The following is an 18,158-nucleotide window of genomic DNA, read 5'->3' on the forward strand; positions in this document are numbered from 1 at the left end:
GGCCACCTGAAAACAAAAAGCCGCAGAGCATGATGATCTGCGGCTTTTTCATTGCACCGTCCTGATTACTCCGGCGCACAACACTAATGAATTAGTGGATAGGATGACTGCGGAAATGGTCGTCCGCACCATCGTCGTCCTGATCGTCGTGATGATGACCGTGGGCGCCGTGAACGTGTTGATGGGCGATTTCTTCTTCCGATGCGGCGCGGACTTCCGTCACGCTCAGATCGAAACGCAGGGCAATCCCGGCCAGCGGGTGATTACCGTCGAGCACAACCTTGTCGTCGGCAATGTCAGTCACCGTGAAAATCAATGCCTGCTCTTCTTCATCCTCGTTGTCTGGCGTGCCCTCAAATTGCATGCCGACTTCCAGCGGTGTCGGCAAGCGATTGCGCGGCTCTATCTTGACCAGATTCGAGTCGTACTCGCCAAACGCGTCATCCGGCTCGACCTGCAGCTCGGTTTGATAGCCGACTTCCTTGCCATCCAGTGCTTCTTCGATTTTCGGCAACGTGTTTTCGTAACCGCCGTGCAAATACACCATCGGTTCGCTGCTTTCTTCGATCAGATTGCCTTGGGCATCTGACAATTTGTAGCGCACAGTCACTACCGTATTTTTGGCAATCTTCATGATCATTCCTTTCATTTAACATGCGTTGGGATTATACCTGCTGATTACACGCCAATTCGTGAGCAGGGCCTAATTTTGCGGCAGACAACCCGATATAATGACGAAATGAAAAATTCCACACTCCTGGGCGGCCTGTCCCCCGCACAATTCTTACGCGATTACTGGCATAAAAAACCCCTGCTGATTCGTCAAGCCCTGCCCGGCTTCAAGCCCCTGCTGTCGCCTGAAGCCCTGTTTGAACTGGCACAGCGGGACGACGTCGAATCACGCCTGGTGACGCACTTCAAGAAACAATGGCAAGTAACCAACGGTCCTGCCACCGATTTGCCCGGTACCGACCAAAAGGACTGGACCCTGCTGGTACAGGGCGTCAACCTGCATGACGACGGTGCGGATGCCCTGTTGCGCCAGTTCCGCTTCATTCCCGATGCCCGGCTGGACGACCTGATGATCAGCTATGCCACCGATACCGGCGGCGTCGGTCCGCATTTCGATTCTTACGATGTGTTTTTGTTGCAGGCTCACGGCCAGCGGCGCTGGAAAATAGGCGCTACCCAAGACCTTACCCTGGTAGAAGGCAGTGCGCTGAAGATACTCAAGAATTTCAAGCCCGAGCAAGAATTCATCCTGGAACCTGGCGACATGCTCTACCTGCCGCCACAGTACGCCCATGACGGCACCGCAATCGGCGAATGCATGACTTATTCGATCGGCTTCCGCGCCCCGCCATTTCAAGAGCTGGGCGAAGCATTCCTGCAGTTCATGGCTGATTCCATCGACCTGCCGGGGCGCTACACGGATCCCGACCTGGAACCCAGCAAGCATCCGGCAGAAATCGGCGCCGGCATGTTGTCGCAGATCTCGGACGAACTCAATAAAGTCCGTTTCACCGAGGACGACATTGCCATTTTCGTCGGCGAATATTTATCCGAACCGAAAGCCAGCGTATTTTTCGAATCACCGGCACGACCTCTGACGCTAGCGCGCTTTACCGCTGCATTAAACAAACGTGGCGTGGCGCTATCGCGCAAAACCCAGATGCTGTATCGCGGCAAGCATGTATTTATCAATGGCGAGTCATTCGCCGCCGGACGTGCCGATAAAATATCATTGACGCTGCTGGCAGACCAGCGCAGGCTCGACAGCGAAGCCGCCGCAAAAGTCTCCACCGACGTGCTTGAGGCGCTCTACACCTGGTATGAAGATGGCTGGATTACACTAGGCTGAACTGCGCCCGACCCATCAGCCATAAAACAATAAGGGACAGTATTTTATGGCTGATGTTTATTATGGCTGATGTTTTAATAGGCATACGGGATTAAAAATACTCTCCTTAATCCCGAAATAGAATACATAATATTTTGAATAAGACGTTATTTTAATGTCATTAACAATAAAACAAATACTGGATTAGCTGAATTACTTAATCCGACTTGCATAAGCATTATCTGCAAGTAGCATTATTTAACAAATTAGCCGCCAAATGTATGTATCTCAAAATATCTACCGAGAGTAGCCATGCAACGCCGGCGAATGTACTTTCGGCCGCAATTTGAACGAGCGCAGCAAATCGCACCCGCCGACGAAATAGAAGCGGTTACCAGCACATCTGAAATCGCTGTTGCGTTGATACAAATTCTTACCAAATAGCAAACCGTTAATGTCATATTTAACAAATTCCAGCTATAATTCTGAGCTGGAAAGTTTTTGTTGCATCGCGATGCGCAGTCTTGGCAAAGCACTGCGAAAACGTCCTGTAGAGCGATAATTACCGGTAATTATTCATCGCAAAAATTTTGATTACTACTGAAGGAACATTCATGAAAAAAACACTGTTGATCGCATCCCTGTTGGCTCTGACTCTGGCTGCTTGCGGCAAAAAAGACGAAGCTCCTGCTGCTGACGCTGCTCCTGCTGCATCTGTTGCTGCTCCTGCTGCTGCTGACGCTGCTGCATCCGCTGCTTCCGACGCTGCTGCTGCTGCAACTGCCGCTGGTTCCGCTGCTGCTGACGCTGCAACTGCTGCCGGCTCCGCCGCTGCTGCTGCTGGCTCCGCTGCTGCTGATGCTGCTCACACAGCTGTTGACGCTGCTGCTGACGCTGCTAAAGCTGCTGCCGCTCCTGCTGCTTCCAAGTAATCATTGGTTGCTTAAAAAAAGCCGACCCCCGGGTCGGCTTTTTTATTATCCGGAATTTCGGATGAAGATCGAATCCGCGCCTCGCCGTAGTTGACCGCTTCAAACTTCAAGCGTCGCACATCACGCATGACACATCCCGCACCACCTTACATCTCGATCCAGTCGAAGCCCTCTTCCTGGCACGCGATTGTCACTTCCACCAATTCGCTGTGACGTGCACCACACAGCGCCGCGTACGCCAACTCCGGTAAATTGTTACGCGCGCTCAGGTGCGCACCGACCACCTTGCGCAAGCGCGACTGATCCAGTGCTGCCAGGATTTCACGCGCGACATCATTCGATAAATGACCGTACTGGCCGCCGATACGACGCTTGAGCGATGGCGGATATGCCGAATCGCTGAGCATCTGCCGATCGTGATTACATTCCAGCACCAGCGCATCGCTACCGCCGAGGACTTGCACCAGATGTTCGGTGAGCTTGCCGGCGTCGGTCAGCACGCCGAGCCGTTGATCGCCGTCGGTTGCCACGTATTGCACCGGCTCGCGCGCATCGTGCGGAACCGTATAGGGAATTAATTGAAGATCGCCGATGGCGAAGCTGTCGCCGTCGCGGCAAAAACTGACCGCGACGTCGGCGGCGCTGTCCTGGCGCACGGCTTGATAGGTACCATAGGTGAGCCACACCGGCAAGCGATGACGACGGGCGAATTTGAAAACGCCGCCGATATGATCCTGGTGCTCGTGGGTGACGATAATTGCGGAGAGTGCGGCGCCATCCAGACCCAGGCGGGCCAGGCGGCGTTCGGTTTCCCGAATGCCAAAGCCGCAATCAAGCATCACGTTTGTGGTCGTGCTGCCTGATGTTGCTGAAATCAGCAATGCGTTGCCTTCGCTACCACTACCCAGACTTGCGAATTTCAAGAGTAGTTCCTGGTTCCTGGTAGCTTCCTGGTAGCGTTAACCATGGCGTCGCATTGCATTTTTACGACTGACGGCCAGCTTACTTCAGCTGCTCGTTCAGCAAAACCAGGATCTTGTCGGAAGTTTTCGACAGTTCAGGCTTGCCATCCTTGTTCAACACGGCAACCTGGCTGCCGGCATCAGAGCCCTTGACCAGAATACGGTAACTAGCCGCATTTTTTGCCTTGTCGCTATCCGAGCTGCTGAAAATCTTGGCGAAGAAACCCTTGTCCGATTTCTTGTCCTTGGCATCGGCATCCTGATCGACGTAGCGCACGAAATAGGTACCTTGGGTACGGTCGCGATCTTCCACCGTGAAGCCGACACGGTCCAGCGCCAGGCCGACACGGCGCCATGCGCGGTCGAAACCTTCATCGACCTGTACGTAATCGCCGGCAGCGTTCTTCACCAGCTTGGAACGTGCTTGCAACGATGGCGCATTGGCAACTGCAGCCTTAGCCTTCACTTCGTCGCTGCCCAGACGCACCATCAGGCGCGACAGGAATTCAGCTTCCAGTTGCGGATCCGAAGGACGTGCGGTCCAGATGCTCGATTCCTTTTGCGCGCCGGACAATACTTCTTCCGCGCCGCGCTGGCTGATGTAAATCTCGGTAGTACCGTTAGGGCCGCGTTCCAGGCGGGTGCGGAACTTGTCGCGCTCACCGGTCGAATACAGCGAATCGAATACCTTGCCGAGCGTATTGCGAACGAAATCCTGCGGAATCTTGGCACGGTTTTCAGCCCAGTCGGTTTCCATCACGCCGGTTTCCGAATTTTCGATATTGATCAGGAAGCCAGAATCCTGCCAAAAATCCTTGACCTTAGGCCACAGGCTTTCCGGACTGGCATTGACCACCAGCCAGCGCTGCGAACCATCGCGCTCGATGTGCATGTCAGGGGTAGCGTTAGGCGCAACCGTCGAGACAGCAGCAGCCGGACGTACGCTCTGATCCAGGTTATAGCCGGAAGCAGTCGCAGTGCCTGCATTCGCCTCAGGAATCGCATAACGATTTTCGCGCTGCAACTGGGTCAGGTCAGGAGGCACATCCAGCTTTGGCGCCGTCACCTTGCCTGCGCTTTTATAATCAATGCGATCCGGCTCGAGCACCGAACTGATCGACGAGCATCCTGCCAGACCGGCTAGCGCCAAGGCGATGACAGCGCTACGTTGTGTGAGACTGATTTGAGTCGATGAAATGTTCTTGCGAATAGTCATGTGGATACAGGATCAAAAAGACGAGAGAAGTTCTAGGGAAAACGCCTGTCAGCGCAGCTTATTTTAGTACACCCGATTCACGCAGTGCCGCCCGCACCGTTGCATGAAACTCGGCGGCCAGCGGCACCAATGGCAAACGGATACCGTCAGACATCATGCCCATCTCTGTGAGCGCCCATTTCACGGGCAAAGGATTCGGCTCAACAAACAATTTATTATGCAACGGCAAAAGCTTGTTGTTCAGTTTGACAGCTTCAGCAACATTTCCGTTCATCGCAGCGACGCACAGCAAGTGCATATCGCGCGGCGCGACGTTGGCGGTGACCGAAATATTACCCTTGCCGCCGCAGAACATCAGCGCCATTGCAGTCGCGTCGTCGCCGGAATAGACGGCAAAATCAGCCGGCGCCAGGCGGATCAGATCCGAACCGCGGCCGATATTACCGGTTGCATCCTTGACGCCGATAATGCCAGGCACTTGCGCCAGGCGCAGGATGGTCTCGTTGCTCATGTCTGCCACGGTACGGCCAGGGACATTGTACAAAATGACCGGCAAATCGACCGACTCGGCGATTTTCTTGAAATGCTGGTACATGCCTTCTTGCGTCGGCCGGTTGTAGTAAGGCACAACCTGCAGCGATGCATCGGCGCCGGCTTCCTTGGCGAAACGGGTCAACTGGATCGCTTCTGCAGTGGAATTGCCACCGCTGCCGGCAATGATCGGAATCCGTTTGGCCGCATGGTCGACCGCCAGCTTGATCAGGGCACAGTGCTCTTCCACCGTGACCGTCGGTGACTCGCCTGAAGTACCGACGATGACGATAGCGTCGGTTCCTTCGGCGATGTGCCAGTCAATCAGCTTTCGCAAACCTGGCAGGTCGAGACTGCCGTCGGTGTGCATAGGAGTAACGATTGCAACAATGCTGCCCTTGATCATGATCGTGAATGCGAAAAAATAAAAGACTGATTGTAGCGGATCGCCGTGGCTATGGGTTATTTCAACTTGTAAATCAGCTTACAAATACAATTGTCCTACGGAAATACCGCATAAGCCGCTCGCGCCCTGGAACGAACCGTTTACGCGATACGCAAGCTTAAAGCGGCATCACCGCCTTGCTCAGTGGCACACTTGATGGCGCAAATCCGCTGCACCATAGCCGGTTTCGACCCATCTACAAAGCCATCCTCAAAGGCCACCACACGCCAGTTGCCGGCAGTATCGGCCGCCAGCAAGGCTGACAATTCGCCGGGCTGCAGTAAAAAATCGGGATTCGACGGCTTGCCAAATTGCTCATTACCGACGGCAAATGTTTCATAGAGCAGAACACCCTGCTTTGCCACGCTGTCCAATATCGCGGGAAACAAGGGGCGGTGCAGGTAGTTCGTCACTACCACGGCGCTGAACCGATGGGACTGGAACAATGCTGCAAGTGCATCCGAGGGGCCGGCTTCCAGCTCGATCTGCTGCGTAGCGATATCGGTCATGCCGGCAGCGTCGATCTCGGCCAGCAACCCCGGATTGCGGTCAACCGCCAGCACCTGCAGGCCTCGGTGCGCCAGCCACAGCGCATGGCGGCCATTGCCGCAAGCGAGGTCGAGCACTGTGCCATCTGGTATCAAGCCGCCGAAGCGGCCGACCCAGGGCGAGATTGAATTTATCGCCACGTTTATATTTAATGAATTAACAATAAAGGATTGGCTTAAGAGCGGATATTCCGATTTCAGCCATGAGAGCCTTAGCTATAACTCAAGCCCATCGCCTCGCGCACATCGCGCATCGTATCCTGCGCCAGCTTGCGCGCATGATCGCAACCGTCTGCCACAATCGCCCGCACCAGTGACGGATCGTCAAGATACTGCTGCGCGCGTTCGTGCATCGGCTCTTGTTCCTTGATGATGGCATCGATCACCGGTTGCTTGCATTCGAGGCAACCAATGCCCGCGCTACGGCAGCCCTTGGTGACCCATTCCCGGGTTGCATCGTCGGTATACACCACATGGAATTGCCATACCGGGCATTTATCCGGATCGCCGGGATCGGTGCGGCGCACCCGCGCCGGGTCGGTCGGCATGGTGCGGATTTTTTTGGTAACCACGTCCTTGTCTTCGCGCAAGGCGATGGCATTGCCATAACTCTTCGACATCTTCTGGCCGTCCAGCCCCGGCAAACGCGAAGATTCAGTCAGCAGCGCTTGCGGCTCGGTCAGAATCAGCTTGCGGCTACCCTCCAGGAAACCGAACAGGCGCTCACGATCTATCATCGACAGGTTCTGGGCGTCGTCCAGCATGGCCTTGGCCTGGCCTAGCGCGTCTTCGCTGCCCTCCTGCTGGAATTCAGTACGCAGTTCGTTGTAGAGCTTGGCGCGCTTGCTGCCCAGCTTCTTGACGGCTTCCTGAGCCTTTTCTTCAAAGCCCTTTTCCTTACCGTACAGATGGTTAAAACGACGCGCGATTTCGCGCATCATTTCAATGTGCGGCACCTGGTCGTCACCCACCGGCACCTGGCTGGCGCGATAAATCAGCACGTCGGCGGCCTGCAGCAGCGGATAGCCGAGGAAACCGTAGGTCGCCAGATCGCGGTCGGCGAGCTTTTCCTGTTGATCCTTGTAGGTCGGCACCCGCTCCAGCCAGCCCAGCGGCGTCGCCATGGACAGCAGCAAATGCAGTTCAGCGTGCTCCGGCACCCTGGATTGAATGAACAGCGTGGCTTGCGAGGGATCGACCCCAGCCGCCAGCCAGTCGATCAACATATCCCAGGTACTGGTTTCGATCTGGCTGGGATCGTCGTAATGGGTGGTCAATGCATGCCAGTCGGCGACAAAAAACAGGCAAGGCAGCTCGGATTGCAGCCTCACCCAGTTTTTCAAAGCGCCGTGATAATGGCCAAGATGCAAAGCGCCGGTCGGGCGCATACCAGAGACAACACGGTCAGGGTACATAGTTAGTGTGAGCGGTCAGAATAAAATGGGATCAAATTCAGTTTAACAAGAATAGCAGCGGCGACACGATCAATTGCAATGCGCTACTGGCAATCGTCATGACCGGCGTCATCCAGAAATACAATACTTTCAGCAGCACCAGCGCCATCACGATGAAGAAACCATACGGCTCGATCTGTGCGAATTTGTAGGCGTATTTATTCGGCAGCAAACTGGTCAGGATGCGGCCGCCGTCCAACGGCGGGATCGGAAACAGGTTGAAGGCGAACATCACGAGGTTGGTCAGGATGCCGGCGCGGGCCATCAAGACAAAGAAATCTTGCTCGCCCTGCTGACCAGACACCTTCAACCCGATCAGCACCAGCAGCCAGATCAGCGCCATCACGAAGTTCGCTGCCGGCCCCGCCAGCGCGACCCAGGCCATGTCGCGCTTGGGCTTGCGCAATTGGCCGAAATTGATAGGTACCGGCTTGGCATAGCCGAACAGGAAGGCGCCGCCGGTAGAGAAATACAGCAATATCGGGATCAGGATGGTGCCGAACGGATCGACGTGCTTGATCGGATTGAGGCTCATGCGGCCCATCATGTAGGCGGTGGAGTCACCGAAATACTTGGCGGCGTAGGCATGTGCGGCTTCGTGCAGCGTAATCGCGAACAGCACGGGCAAGGCATACACTGCGACGGTTTGGATAAGATCATTCATGGGCGGGATTCTATCAGAGGGGCGCTAAGGCACGATGAAGCTGGCGACAAAAGAGCCGCAAGCTGGCTGTATCGGGCGGGGAAGTTTCAAAAAGACAATAAGGGCAACGTATCGAATATCGGGAACAGTGCCCTTACCTCACGCTAATCATCCAACCATCACAAACCAAACAAACCGGCATCGCCACGTCCTTGGCGTATCAGTTCCGGTTCGTCGCCGGTCAGGTCGATCACCGTGGTCGGTTCCAGGCTGCAGGCGCCGCCATCAATCACCAGTTCGATTTGCTTTTGCAGTTGATCGCGCACTTCTTCCGGATCGGTCAAGGCATGTTCTTCACCCGGCAAAATCAACGTGGTGCCGATCAACGGCTGTCCGAGCTCTTCCAGCACCGCACTCACGATACTGTGCTGCGGCACACGCAGGCCGATAGTCTTGCGCGCCGGATGGCTCAGGCGCCGCGGCACCTCTTTGGTCGCTTCCAGGATGAAGGTATAAGCGCCCGGCGTTGCGCTTTTCAGCTGGCGGAACTGGCGATTATCTACCTTGGCGTACAGCGAAATCTCGCTCAGGTCGCGGCACAGCATGGTCAGATGATGCTTGTCGTCGACACCGCGGATACGCCGGACGCGCTCGACTGCATCCTTGTTGTCCAGCTGGCAGACCAGCGCATAGCAGCAATCCGTCGGCAACGCGACGATACCGCCGGCCTGGATGATTTGCACCGCCTGCTTGATCAGCCGCAGCTGCGGATTGTCTGGATGAATTTGGAAAAACTGGCTCATGGCTCGCTATTTTAAATCTAAAAATGAAAAGCGGCGCTAGCCTTGAGACTAGCGCCGCCTTGCGTACTATAGAAAATTACAAGGCTGTCGCTTGTGGATCGCGCAACGCTGCAATACGTTGTTCTATCGGCGGATGGCTGGAAAACAGCGCCATGAAACCCGGCTTGTCGTTGATGCCCAGCGCTGCCATCGACTCTGGCAGTGTCGCCGGCGCAACCCCGCCCAGCCTTGCCAGCGCACGTTGCATCGGCAAAGCGCTCCCCAGCAATTTGGCGGAACCTGCATCTGCACGGAACTCGCGATGACGCGAAAACCACGCGACGATCATCGATGCGCCTATCCCCAGCACGATCTGCGATACCAGTACAGTCGCCATGTAGCCGATGCCAGGACCATCATTATTGCCACGCGACAAAGCGCGATCGACAGCATAACCGATGACGCGCGACAGGAACACCACAAAAGTATTCACCACGCCCTGGATCAAGGTCATGGTCACCATGTCGCCATTGGCGATGTGGGCGATCTCGTGGCCCAATACCGCTTCGACTTCCTCTTTGGTCATACTTTCCAGCAAACCGGTGGAAACCGCGACCAGCGCCGAATTCTTGAAAGCACCGGTGGCAAACGCGTTCGGATCACCCTGATACACTGCTACCTCTGGCATGCCGATGCCGGCACGTTGCGCCAGTTTGGTCACTGTATCCACCAGCCACAGCTCGGTCGAATTGGACGGTGTGGTAATGATGCGGGCGCCAGTCGACCATTTCGCCATCTGCTTGCTGATCAGCAGTGAGAAAATCGAACCGGTGAAACCGACCACCAGTGAAAACACCGCCAGCATCGGCAGGTTAAGACCGGCGCGTGTCAGGAAACGGTCCACGCCAAGCAACGACAAAACGACGCTCATCACCAGCATCACAGCGATATTGGTAGCGAGGAACAAGAAAATACGTTTCATGTAGAAAACTCCGGAATGGGAAAGAAGTGTCTTTAAAATAAGGTCGCCGACGCAAATTTCAAGAGCTGCGAAGGTTGAGGGGGCAATTATGCCAGACTGGCGGCCTGTCAAAACAGCACATTTAAATAATATTTAAACAACAAACAATCGCTTCACTCATCCCCTAAGAAACTTGCATGCTTGAAATCACTGAACCAGCCACCCGCCCCTCCTTCATCCGTCAAATCAGCCGACCGTTTCTACGCGATCGCCTGATGCACCTGTTGCTGATCGCCGCCATCATTCTGTCCATCCTTTCACCGCAACCATTCACGGAATACCGGACCTGGGTCGACTGGAACACCATCGCGACACTGGCCGGCATGCTGCTGCTGACCACAGGCATCGAAGTCAGCGGCTACCTGGAACACCTGGGGCGGACCATCATCAACCGGCTGCAGCAGGAACGCGTGCTGGCCATCTTCCTGGTGTCGGCGTCGGCCCTGCTGTCAACCGTGCTGACCAACGACATCGCGTTGTTCATCATGGTGCCCCTGACCGTCGGCCTCGGTAGCATCAGCGGCTTGCCGATCGGCCGCCTGGTCATCTTTGAAGCATTGGCGGTGAATGCCGGCTCATTGCTGACGCCGATCGGCAATCCGCAAAACATCCTGCTGTGGCAACGCTCGCATCTGTCCTTTGCCAGCTTCACCTGGCAAATGGCGCCGTTGGCCGTAGCGATTTTTTTGCTATTACTGCTAGCGACCTGGTTTTGCTTCCCCAAACAAACCATACACGTTGAACTGGAAGACAATCCGGCCTCTTATCGGGTCGGCTTGCTGCGGACTTGCGGGCTGCTCTACCTGGCCTTCGTGGCGTCGGTGGAACTGGGGCATCCCGGCTGGGGCTTGCTTGGCGTGGCGGCTGCGGCGTTATTATTCTGTAGGGAAATCATCGCCAAAGTCGACTGGAGCCTGCTCCTGGTGTTTATCCTGATGTTCATCGACATCCGCTTGCTGACGCAGTTGCATTTCATCCAGGACTGGGTGGCGGCGATTCCGCAATTTTCCCGGCTTGAGCTATTTATGACGGCTTTGCTCGGATCACAGGTCATCAGCAATGTTCCGGCGACTATCCTGCTGGTCAACTATTCCGATGCGTACAAGGTGATTGCTTACGGCGTCAACGCCGGCGGTTTCGGCCTGGCGATCGGTTCGCTGGCCAATATCATCGCGCTGCGCATGGCGCCGGAACGGCACCTGTGGCTGCGCTTCCACCTGTATTCCTTTCCCTTCCTGGTGTTGTCGGCGCTGATTGCCTGGCTGTTGCTGGCTTAAATTCCGGTCTCTGCTCCCGTAGCCGTCAACGGAAGAATAAAAGCCTGGTGAGGAACGTGTAATCGGCTTCAGTCGCCATCAAGCCCACCAGCACCAGCAAACACCCGGGCGGCAGCAAGATCGCTATAACCAGCGCCAGGCGCTCCCAGGCCATATGCATGAAGAAGGCGACGATCAGTCCCGCCTTCATCAGCATCAAGACCAGGATCAGGGTCCAGCGCAGGTAACTGTGAAAATTGAAGTAGTCGACCAGATAGGAAAGCGTGCTGAGCACGAACAGCAGGCCCCATATCTTGAGATACAGGCTGATCGGATGTTGTTGTCCTGTGGCGGAAGTCATGAGCGCACCTACCAGAGATAGAACAAGGCAAAAATGAAAACCCAGACCAGATCGACAAAGTGCCAGTACAAACCGGCGATTTCGACAATCTGGTAATTCCCGCTCTTTTCGTAGCGGCCCTTCAGCAACCGCACAGCCACCGTAATCAGGTAGATCACACCCGCGGTCACGTGCAAACCGTGGAAACCGGTGATCATGAAAAAGGTCGAGCCGAATTGCGGCGCGCCCATCGGATTGCCCCACGGACGCACGCCTTCCTGCAAAATCAACTTACTCCATTCGAACATCTGCATGCTGACAAAACACACGCCGAAACCGGCGGTGGCAAGCATCAGGATGGCCGCCTTTACGCGTTCGCGGCGATAGGCGAAATTTACTGCCATCGCCATCGTGCCGCTGCTGCTGATAAGCACGAAGGTCATGATGGCGATCAGCAAGAGCGGCACCTCGGTAGAGCCGATCTTCAGGCCGAACACCAGACTCGGATTGGGCCAGGGAATGGTGCTGGAGATGCGCACCGTCATGTAGCCGATCAGGAAGCAGCTGAAGATGAACGTATCGGACAGCAGGAAGATCCACATCATGGCCTTGCCCCACGATACCTGGAACGCCTGCCGGTCCGAAGACCAGTCTGCCACCAGTTGCCGCCAGCGGCCAGGGACAGGCGCTGTTGCAGGTGATGGCGCGGTTGTCATGCTCATACATCCTCCTTTATCGCAGCGCCGTCAACGCGTGCCGCAAACCAGCCGTACCAACTCCGGCGTCAGCCAGCCCAGCGCAGCAAACAACACAACCCAGACCGCCAGCAGGAAATGCCAGTAACGCTCGCATAGCCGAACGCGCCAGGCAAGGCGGCGCCGGTCTGGCCGCCACGCAGTATTCGCGGTAAGCCCCCAGGCCACCAGTCCGCCAGCCACATGGAGTCCATGCATGGCTGTCAGCAGATAGAAAAAACTGGCGGCTGGATTACCGCTGGCCGTCACATGCATACTCATCAGAACTTGCCAGCCCCACCATTGCACGCACAGGAACGTAAAACCGCAGACACCCGCGGCGATCAGCAAAGTACGCGTGCGTTTCACTTGCAATGCGCGCGCAGCGACCGCGGCAAAATGCAACAAAACGCTGGACAGCACCAGCATGGAAGTACTGAGCCAAAGCTGCCACGGCATCGCCAGCGGTGACCAGTCATTGGCGTCCATCCGCATCACGTACGCTGCCAGGAATAGCAGGAACAGTGCGGTCGCGACGCCCATGAACAACCACAGGGCGACACTGACAGCGTCGCTACGCTGATTGCCCGCAAGGCCGTATCCTGGCTGCAGGTAACCGCCCGCCGGCGGCTTCAAAATAGCGGCGTGAGTCATGTCAATCATGCCAATGCCTCCTTAGCGATGCGCGATTCGGCATCTCCCGCTACCGGTGGCGCATTTTGCGCAATGAAATCTTGTGGCGCGCCCGGCACGCTGTAGGCGTATGCGCCGCGATAAACCACCGGCAGCTGAGGCCCCCAGTTGCCATGGGTAGGCGGAGTGTCCGGGGTCTGCCATTCCAGCGACGCCGCACGCCATGGATTCGGCGAGGCCGGCTTGCCGCGAAAGACACTCCAGATCAGATTAAAGATAAACAAGAGTTGTGCCGTCGCCACCACCAAGGCAACTACGGTGATGAAGGTGTTCAGCGATTGCGCCGAATCGGGAATGAATTTATAGCCATCGAAGACGTAGTAACGGCGCGGCATGCCAAGAATTCCGAGATAATGCATGGGAAAGAAGATCGCATAGGTGCCGAGGAAAGTGACCCAGAAATGCAGCCTGCCCAACCGCTCGTTCAGCATGCGGCCGCTTACCTTCGGATACCAGTGGTAAATCCCGCCAAAAATCACCAGCAAGGGCGACACGCCCATCACCATGTGGAAATGCGCCACCACGAAATAGGTATTCGAGAGCGGGATATCGACGCTCACATTACCGAGAAACAGTCCGGTCAGGCCGCCGATCAGAAAGGTACTGATGAAAGCCAGCGCAAACAACATCGGCACCGTCAGGTGGATATCGCCATTCCACAGCGTCAGAACCCAGTTGTAAACCTTGATCGCGGTGGGCACTGCAATGATCAGCGTGGTGGTGGCAAAAAAGAAACCGAAGTACGGATTCATGCCGCTGACGAACATATGGTGCGCCCACACCACCACGCTCAGCACCCCGATCGCCAGAATCGCCCACACCATGGTGCGGTAACCGAAGATGCTTTTGCGCGCATGCACGCTGATCAGGTCCGACACGATGCCGAACGCCGGCAAGGCTACGATATACACCTCGGGATGACCGAAAAACCAGAACAAGTGCTGGAACAGCAAGGGACTGCCGCCTTTGTAAGCGGTGACCTGCCCCATCGACACCAGCGCCGGCATGAAGAAGCTGGTGCCCAGCGTCCGATCCAGCAGCATCATGATGCCGCTGACGAACAACGCCGGGAAAGCCAGCAGCGCCAGGATGGTCGCAACGAAAATCCCCCATACGGTGAGCGGCATGCGCAGCAAGGTCATGCCCTCGGTACGCAACTGCAGCACGGTGGTGACGTAATTCAAGCCACCCATGGTGGCAGCGACGATAAAGATCAGCAGCGATACCAGCATCAGGATGATGCCCCACTCATAACCGGGCGTGCCCGGCAGGATCGCCTGCGGCGGATACAAGGTCCAGCCGGCGCCGGTGGGCCCGCCCGGCACGAAAAAACTGCTCATCAGCACAATCACAGAGACCAGGTAAACCCAGAAACTCAACATATTCAGGTAAGGAAAAGCCATGTCGCGCGCACCCACCATCAACGGAATCAGGTAGTTGCCGAAACCGCCAAGAAACAGCGCGGTGAGCAGGTAGATCACCATGATCATGCCGTGCATGGTCATGAACTGGTAGTAATGCGGGGCATCGATAAAAGCGAATTTTCCGGGGAAACCCAGTTGCAAACGCATCAGGTTCGACAGCCCCACGCCCACCAGGCCGGCCAGGATGGCGACGCTGGCGTACTGGATCGCAATCACCTTGTGATCCTGGCTCCAGACGTATTTCCGGAAGAAGCCTTGCGGTGCATGGTGCGCGCTGTCGTCGGTGTAGGCCATGGCGTTCCTCGATTGACGTTATGGAGCGGATTTTTGTGCCTGCTGCGTAGACTGGGCTGCGGGCGGCGTACCGAAAGATTTGATGTAAGCTACCAGCGCCTCCAGCTCGGCATCGCTTATCTCGATTTTCGGCATCATCGGTGCAAAGCCCTTGACCACGCGCGCCTGCGGATTGCGGATGAAATTCTTCAGGTAAGCTTCATCCACCAATGCGGTGGCGCCGTTCTCCATGGTTTCGGTTTTACCGAACAAACCCTTCCAGGTCGGACCGACGCGCGGGCTGCCATCCACCGTATGGCAGGCAACACAGGCTTTAGATTCAGCCAGCGCCTTGCCCTGCGCGACCAGCGCATCGCCAGCTGGAGCTGCAGTGACGGCGCCCGCTGCAGCTACCGCCTGCGCCACCGGAGCAGGCGCCGCCATGGTCTGGGCGAACGTCGGTTGCGCTTTCATCCATTTCTGAAAACTTGCTGCATCCTCGACCACGACGTAACCGCGCATGCCCGCATGGCCGACGCCGCACAGTTGGGCGCACAAGACTTCGTAGCGGCCGATCTTGTCCGGCGTGAACCAGAATGAAGTCACCATGCCCGGCACCATGTTCATGCGAGCACGGAACGGCGGCACGTAAAAATCGTGCAGCGTATCCAGCGACCGCAACAGCATCCTGACCGGCTGGTTGATTTGCAGATGGAGTTCGTTGTTATTGACCAGCACATTATCCTGGCCGCCGGGATCGGCTGGATCCAGTCCGAACGGATTGGCGGCGCTGATCAGGTCGACGCTGGAACGTCCCAGCTTGCCGCTGGCGCCCGGATAGCGAAAGCGCCATTGCCATTGCTGGCCGATGACCTCGACATCCCGCGCATTCGCCGGCACCGTGACGTAAGCCGCGTAGACAAACAGGCCAGGCGCCAGCAAGCCCATGATGGCGATGCTGGTGGCAATAATCAGCCAGCGTTCGAGTTTCTTGTTGTCTGGCTGATAGGCCGCGCGACGCCCTTCGCGATGACGAAAGCGCAGCAGCGTGTAGACAATGAAAAGATTGATAACGACGAAGAAAATAGCGGTGATGACCAGCGTAATGGTCAGTGTATCGTCCATTTGCCGCCAGTTCGATGCCAGCGGAGTTAACCACCACGGGCTGAGAAAATGAAACAGCAGCGAGGCGACCACCATCAAGACGAGTACAACAGCCATGGCCATAGCTATCCTATCTCTGACAAATATGCCGATCCGCGGACCAGAGCCATAGCCCTGATCCGTGTCGGTTCACAACAACCCGGCCTTCGCCTTTATTGCGTTGTTATTGCGTCCTTATTGCCCTATCGGCCGTTCCAGCTTCCAGTAAATGATTGCCGCCGTCATACCGAAAATCAAATGGGCAACCACGGTCGCCCAGCCGCGCATCTCAGCAAACCACGAGAAGAAGCGGGCCATGCCGTAAAAATTGAACAGGTAGACGACCAGGCCGAACACAGCGCCGGTCAGCAAGATCATGCCGACGCTGGAGTCAAAGTGGAAAGGAGCAATGATGGTGGCCAGAATCAGGCCTAAAACGATGCCCAGCACATAGTGGGTGGCAAGGGCCACCGCTACCACGCCGACACTGAAAGTGCCTGCCTGCATCGTATCCGGTCCGAGGACGATGGCGGCAACCATGCGCGAGGTGATCCAGGGGCTGGTATCCATGAACAGAGTTGACCAAAGCAATTCCAGCACCATCACAACCGCACCGGCGGCAAAACCGGAGACAGCTGCAGCTGGCCAGTCTGGCAAGCGATTCTCCATGTGATGCGAATGCATGTGAAGTTCCATGATGACCTCCAGAAAGGCAATAACCAACAACCACTCCGTCGTTGCGGACATGGCAAGACCTTGCTGCAATACTCACAGCTGCAGGCTCTCCTTCAGAGTAGTACAGAATCATAGACATGCAAAGGGAGTAACTATGCTGCGACGCAGCAGGCGACACTGCCGATGCAGGAGCAATCGAGAGAAACAGAGGAAGTTGTCATGCTTGCGGAATTACAGAATTCCCGATTACGGAATTACCAGTTGTGCCAGACCGGTGTGACGCTGTCAGGCAAAGGCGGCAAGGCGCCAAGATCAACCCGCGACTCCGCCGGACTATGGAAATCGGAGCCGCGCGAGGCCAGGAAACCATAGTTGGCGGCGACCTTGGCGTAATAAGCGTATTGGTCTGGCGTATGGCTACCGGTCATGACCTCGATCGCAGCGCCGCCGAGTTGCTTGAACTCGCTGAAGAAGGCGTCGAAAGCCAGGTCGCTCAATTTATAACGCCCCGGATGCGCCACTACCGCCACGCCGCCGGCGCCGCGAATCCAGCGCACTGCCTGTTCCAGCGAAGCCCAGCGATGCGGTACATAACCGGGATTGCCCTCGGTCAGGAAATTACGGAATACTTCACTGGTATCGGCGCAACGGCCGATTTCCACCAGATAACGGGCAAAATGGGTACGCGATATCAGATCGGGATTGCCGACATGTTTCAAAGCGCCTTCGAAGGCATCGGGAATTCCCACCGTCGCCAGTTGCGCCGCCATTTCATGCGCGCGCCGTTCACGTCCGCCGCGGGTTGCGATCAGCCCTTGCACCAGTTCAGGATTGGTTTCATCGATCTGCAAACCGACGATGTGGATAGTCTGGCAAGCCCAGGTAATAGAGATCTCGACCCCGGCCACATACTGCAAATCAAGTGCCGCCGCTGCCGCCCGTGCTTCGCTGATGCCGCCTACTTCATCATGATCGGTCAGCGCCCAGATATCGACGCCATTCGCCTTGGCGCGCGCAGCCACTTCCTTCGGCGCCAAAGTGCCGTCGGAAACATTGGAATGGCAATGGAGGTCAACGTTCAACATCAATAGTCCGTACAGGGAAGGCAGCAGTCATGCTGCAATTGTACGCTCCTTGGGATGCGCATGCTGCGAGCGCACATTTACTTGCCATCAGGATACTAATCCACACGCCAGTTTGCCATCTGATCTTCCGCTCAGCGATGCTTCAAGCTGTCATCCTCAAT

19 protein-coding genes are annotated in these 18,158 nt (G+C 56.3%); 3 read left to right on the plus strand and 16 right to left on the minus strand.

Going from position 1 to position 18,158, the window contains the following annotated elements:
* Positions 1 to 91: 91 nt before the first annotated feature.
* Complete coding sequence (locus BM205_RS10065; protein WP_092414494.1) at positions 92 to 634, minus strand: FKBP-type peptidyl-prolyl cis-trans isomerase; 543 nt, start codon at positions 632 to 634, stop codon at positions 92 to 94.
* A gap of 105 nt (positions 635 to 739) precedes the next feature.
* On the opposite strand from BM205_RS10065, the gene BM205_RS10070 reads away from it, so the two are divergent.
* The gene (locus BM205_RS10070) at positions 740 to 1,861 is read left to right on the plus strand and encodes a cupin domain-containing protein (RefSeq protein ID WP_092414369.1); all 1,122 of its coding nucleotides are present in this window, start codon (positions 740 to 742) and stop codon (positions 1,859 to 1,861) included.
* 696 nt (positions 1,862 to 2,557) lie between these two features.
* Positions 2,558 to 2,866: a hypothetical protein gene (locus BM205_RS10075; protein ID WP_175511231.1), complete on the plus strand. Its 309-nt coding sequence runs from the start codon at positions 2,558 to 2,560 to the stop codon at positions 2,864 to 2,866.
* 52 nt (positions 2,867 to 2,918) lie between these two features.
* Here BM205_RS10075 and BM205_RS10080 read toward each other — a convergent pair whose 3' ends face one another.
* From BM205_RS10080 to htpX, 8 genes are all read right to left on the minus strand, one after another.
* Complete coding sequence (locus BM205_RS10080; RefSeq protein WP_092414371.1) at positions 2,919 to 3,695, minus strand: MBL fold metallo-hydrolase; 777 nt, start codon at positions 3,693 to 3,695, stop codon at positions 2,919 to 2,921.
* Between the two features lie 79 nt (positions 3,696 to 3,774).
* Positions 3,775 to 4,950: an outer membrane protein assembly factor BamC gene (gene bamC, locus BM205_RS10085; protein WP_092414372.1), complete on the minus strand. Its 1,176-nt coding sequence runs from the start codon at positions 4,948 to 4,950 to the stop codon at positions 3,775 to 3,777.
* Between the two features lie 58 nt (positions 4,951 to 5,008).
* Complete coding sequence (dapA, locus tag BM205_RS10090) at positions 5,009 to 5,887, minus strand: 4-hydroxy-tetrahydrodipicolinate synthase (RefSeq protein WP_092414373.1); 879 nt, start codon at positions 5,885 to 5,887, stop codon at positions 5,009 to 5,011.
* A gap of 140 nt (positions 5,888 to 6,027) precedes the next feature.
* Positions 6,028 to 6,615, minus strand: a complete 588-nt coding sequence (locus tag BM205_RS10095) for a class I SAM-dependent methyltransferase (RefSeq protein ID WP_092414374.1) — start codon at positions 6,613 to 6,615, stop codon at positions 6,028 to 6,030.
* Between the two features lie 71 nt (positions 6,616 to 6,686).
* On the minus strand, positions 6,687 to 7,889 hold the full coding sequence (locus BM205_RS10100; RefSeq protein ID WP_092414375.1) for a tryptophan--tRNA ligase: 1,203 nt from the start codon (positions 7,887 to 7,889) through the stop codon (positions 6,687 to 6,689).
* A 37-nt stretch (positions 7,890 to 7,926) separates the two neighbouring features.
* Positions 7,927 to 8,592 (minus strand): site-2 protease family protein, encoded by a 666-nt coding sequence (locus tag BM205_RS10105; protein WP_092414376.1) that lies wholly within the window; start codon positions 8,590 to 8,592, stop codon positions 7,927 to 7,929.
* Positions 8,593 to 8,750: 158 nt separating this feature from the next.
* On the minus strand, positions 8,751 to 9,374 hold the full coding sequence (locus tag BM205_RS10110; RefSeq protein ID WP_092414377.1) for an L-threonylcarbamoyladenylate synthase: 624 nt from the start codon (positions 9,372 to 9,374) through the stop codon (positions 8,751 to 8,753).
* A 76-nt stretch (positions 9,375 to 9,450) separates the two neighbouring features.
* Positions 9,451 to 10,335 (minus strand): protease HtpX, encoded by an 885-nt coding sequence (gene htpX, locus BM205_RS10115; protein WP_092414378.1) that lies wholly within the window; start codon positions 10,333 to 10,335, stop codon positions 9,451 to 9,453.
* Between the two features lie 176 nt (positions 10,336 to 10,511).
* On the opposite strand from htpX, the gene BM205_RS10120 reads away from it, so the two are divergent.
* Entirely contained in the window at positions 10,512 to 11,651 is a 1,140-nt protein-coding gene (locus BM205_RS10120; RefSeq protein WP_092414379.1) for an SLC13 family permease, read from the plus strand.
* A 25-nt stretch (positions 11,652 to 11,676) separates the two neighbouring features.
* Here BM205_RS10120 and BM205_RS10125 read toward each other — a convergent pair whose 3' ends face one another.
* The 7 genes from BM205_RS10125 to BM205_RS10155 all read right to left on the minus strand — a co-directional run bounded on the left by BM205_RS10125 (position 11,677) and on the right by BM205_RS10155 (position 17,997).
* On the minus strand, positions 11,677 to 11,991 hold the full coding sequence (locus tag BM205_RS10125) for a cytochrome C oxidase subunit IV family protein (RefSeq protein WP_092414380.1): 315 nt from the start codon (positions 11,989 to 11,991) through the stop codon (positions 11,677 to 11,679).
* 8 nt (positions 11,992 to 11,999) lie between these two features.
* A complete protein-coding gene (locus tag BM205_RS10130) occupies positions 12,000 to 12,692 on the minus strand; it encodes a heme-copper oxidase subunit III family protein (protein WP_092414381.1) in 693 nt (230 codons plus the stop codon).
* A gap of 24 nt (positions 12,693 to 12,716) precedes the next feature.
* Positions 12,717 to 13,358: a cytochrome c oxidase subunit 3 gene (locus tag BM205_RS10135; RefSeq protein ID WP_092414495.1), complete on the minus strand. Its 642-nt coding sequence runs from the start codon at positions 13,356 to 13,358 to the stop codon at positions 12,717 to 12,719.
* Between the two features lie 5 nt (positions 13,359 to 13,363).
* A complete protein-coding gene (gene ctaD, locus BM205_RS10140; protein WP_092414382.1) occupies positions 13,364 to 15,115 on the minus strand; it encodes a cytochrome c oxidase subunit I in 1,752 nt (583 codons plus the stop codon).
* Positions 15,116 to 15,133: 18 nt separating this feature from the next.
* Positions 15,134 to 16,321, minus strand: a complete 1,188-nt coding sequence (locus tag BM205_RS10145; RefSeq protein ID WP_092414383.1) for a cytochrome c oxidase subunit II — start codon at positions 16,319 to 16,321, stop codon at positions 15,134 to 15,136.
* Between the two features lie 111 nt (positions 16,322 to 16,432).
* Positions 16,433 to 16,933, minus strand: coding sequence for a hypothetical protein (locus BM205_RS10150; RefSeq protein ID WP_092414496.1), 501 nt, complete (start codon positions 16,931 to 16,933; stop codon positions 16,433 to 16,435).
* Between the two features lie 233 nt (positions 16,934 to 17,166).
* Positions 17,167 to 17,997: a 3',5'-nucleoside bisphosphate phosphatase gene (locus BM205_RS10155; protein ID WP_092414384.1), complete on the minus strand. Its 831-nt coding sequence runs from the start codon at positions 17,995 to 17,997 to the stop codon at positions 17,167 to 17,169.
* Positions 17,998 to 18,158 lie beyond the last annotated feature (161 nt).

The organism is Collimonas sp. OK307 (genome assembly GCF_900113705.1).
Lineage (GTDB): Bacteria > Pseudomonadota > Gammaproteobacteria > Burkholderiales > Burkholderiaceae_D > Collimonas.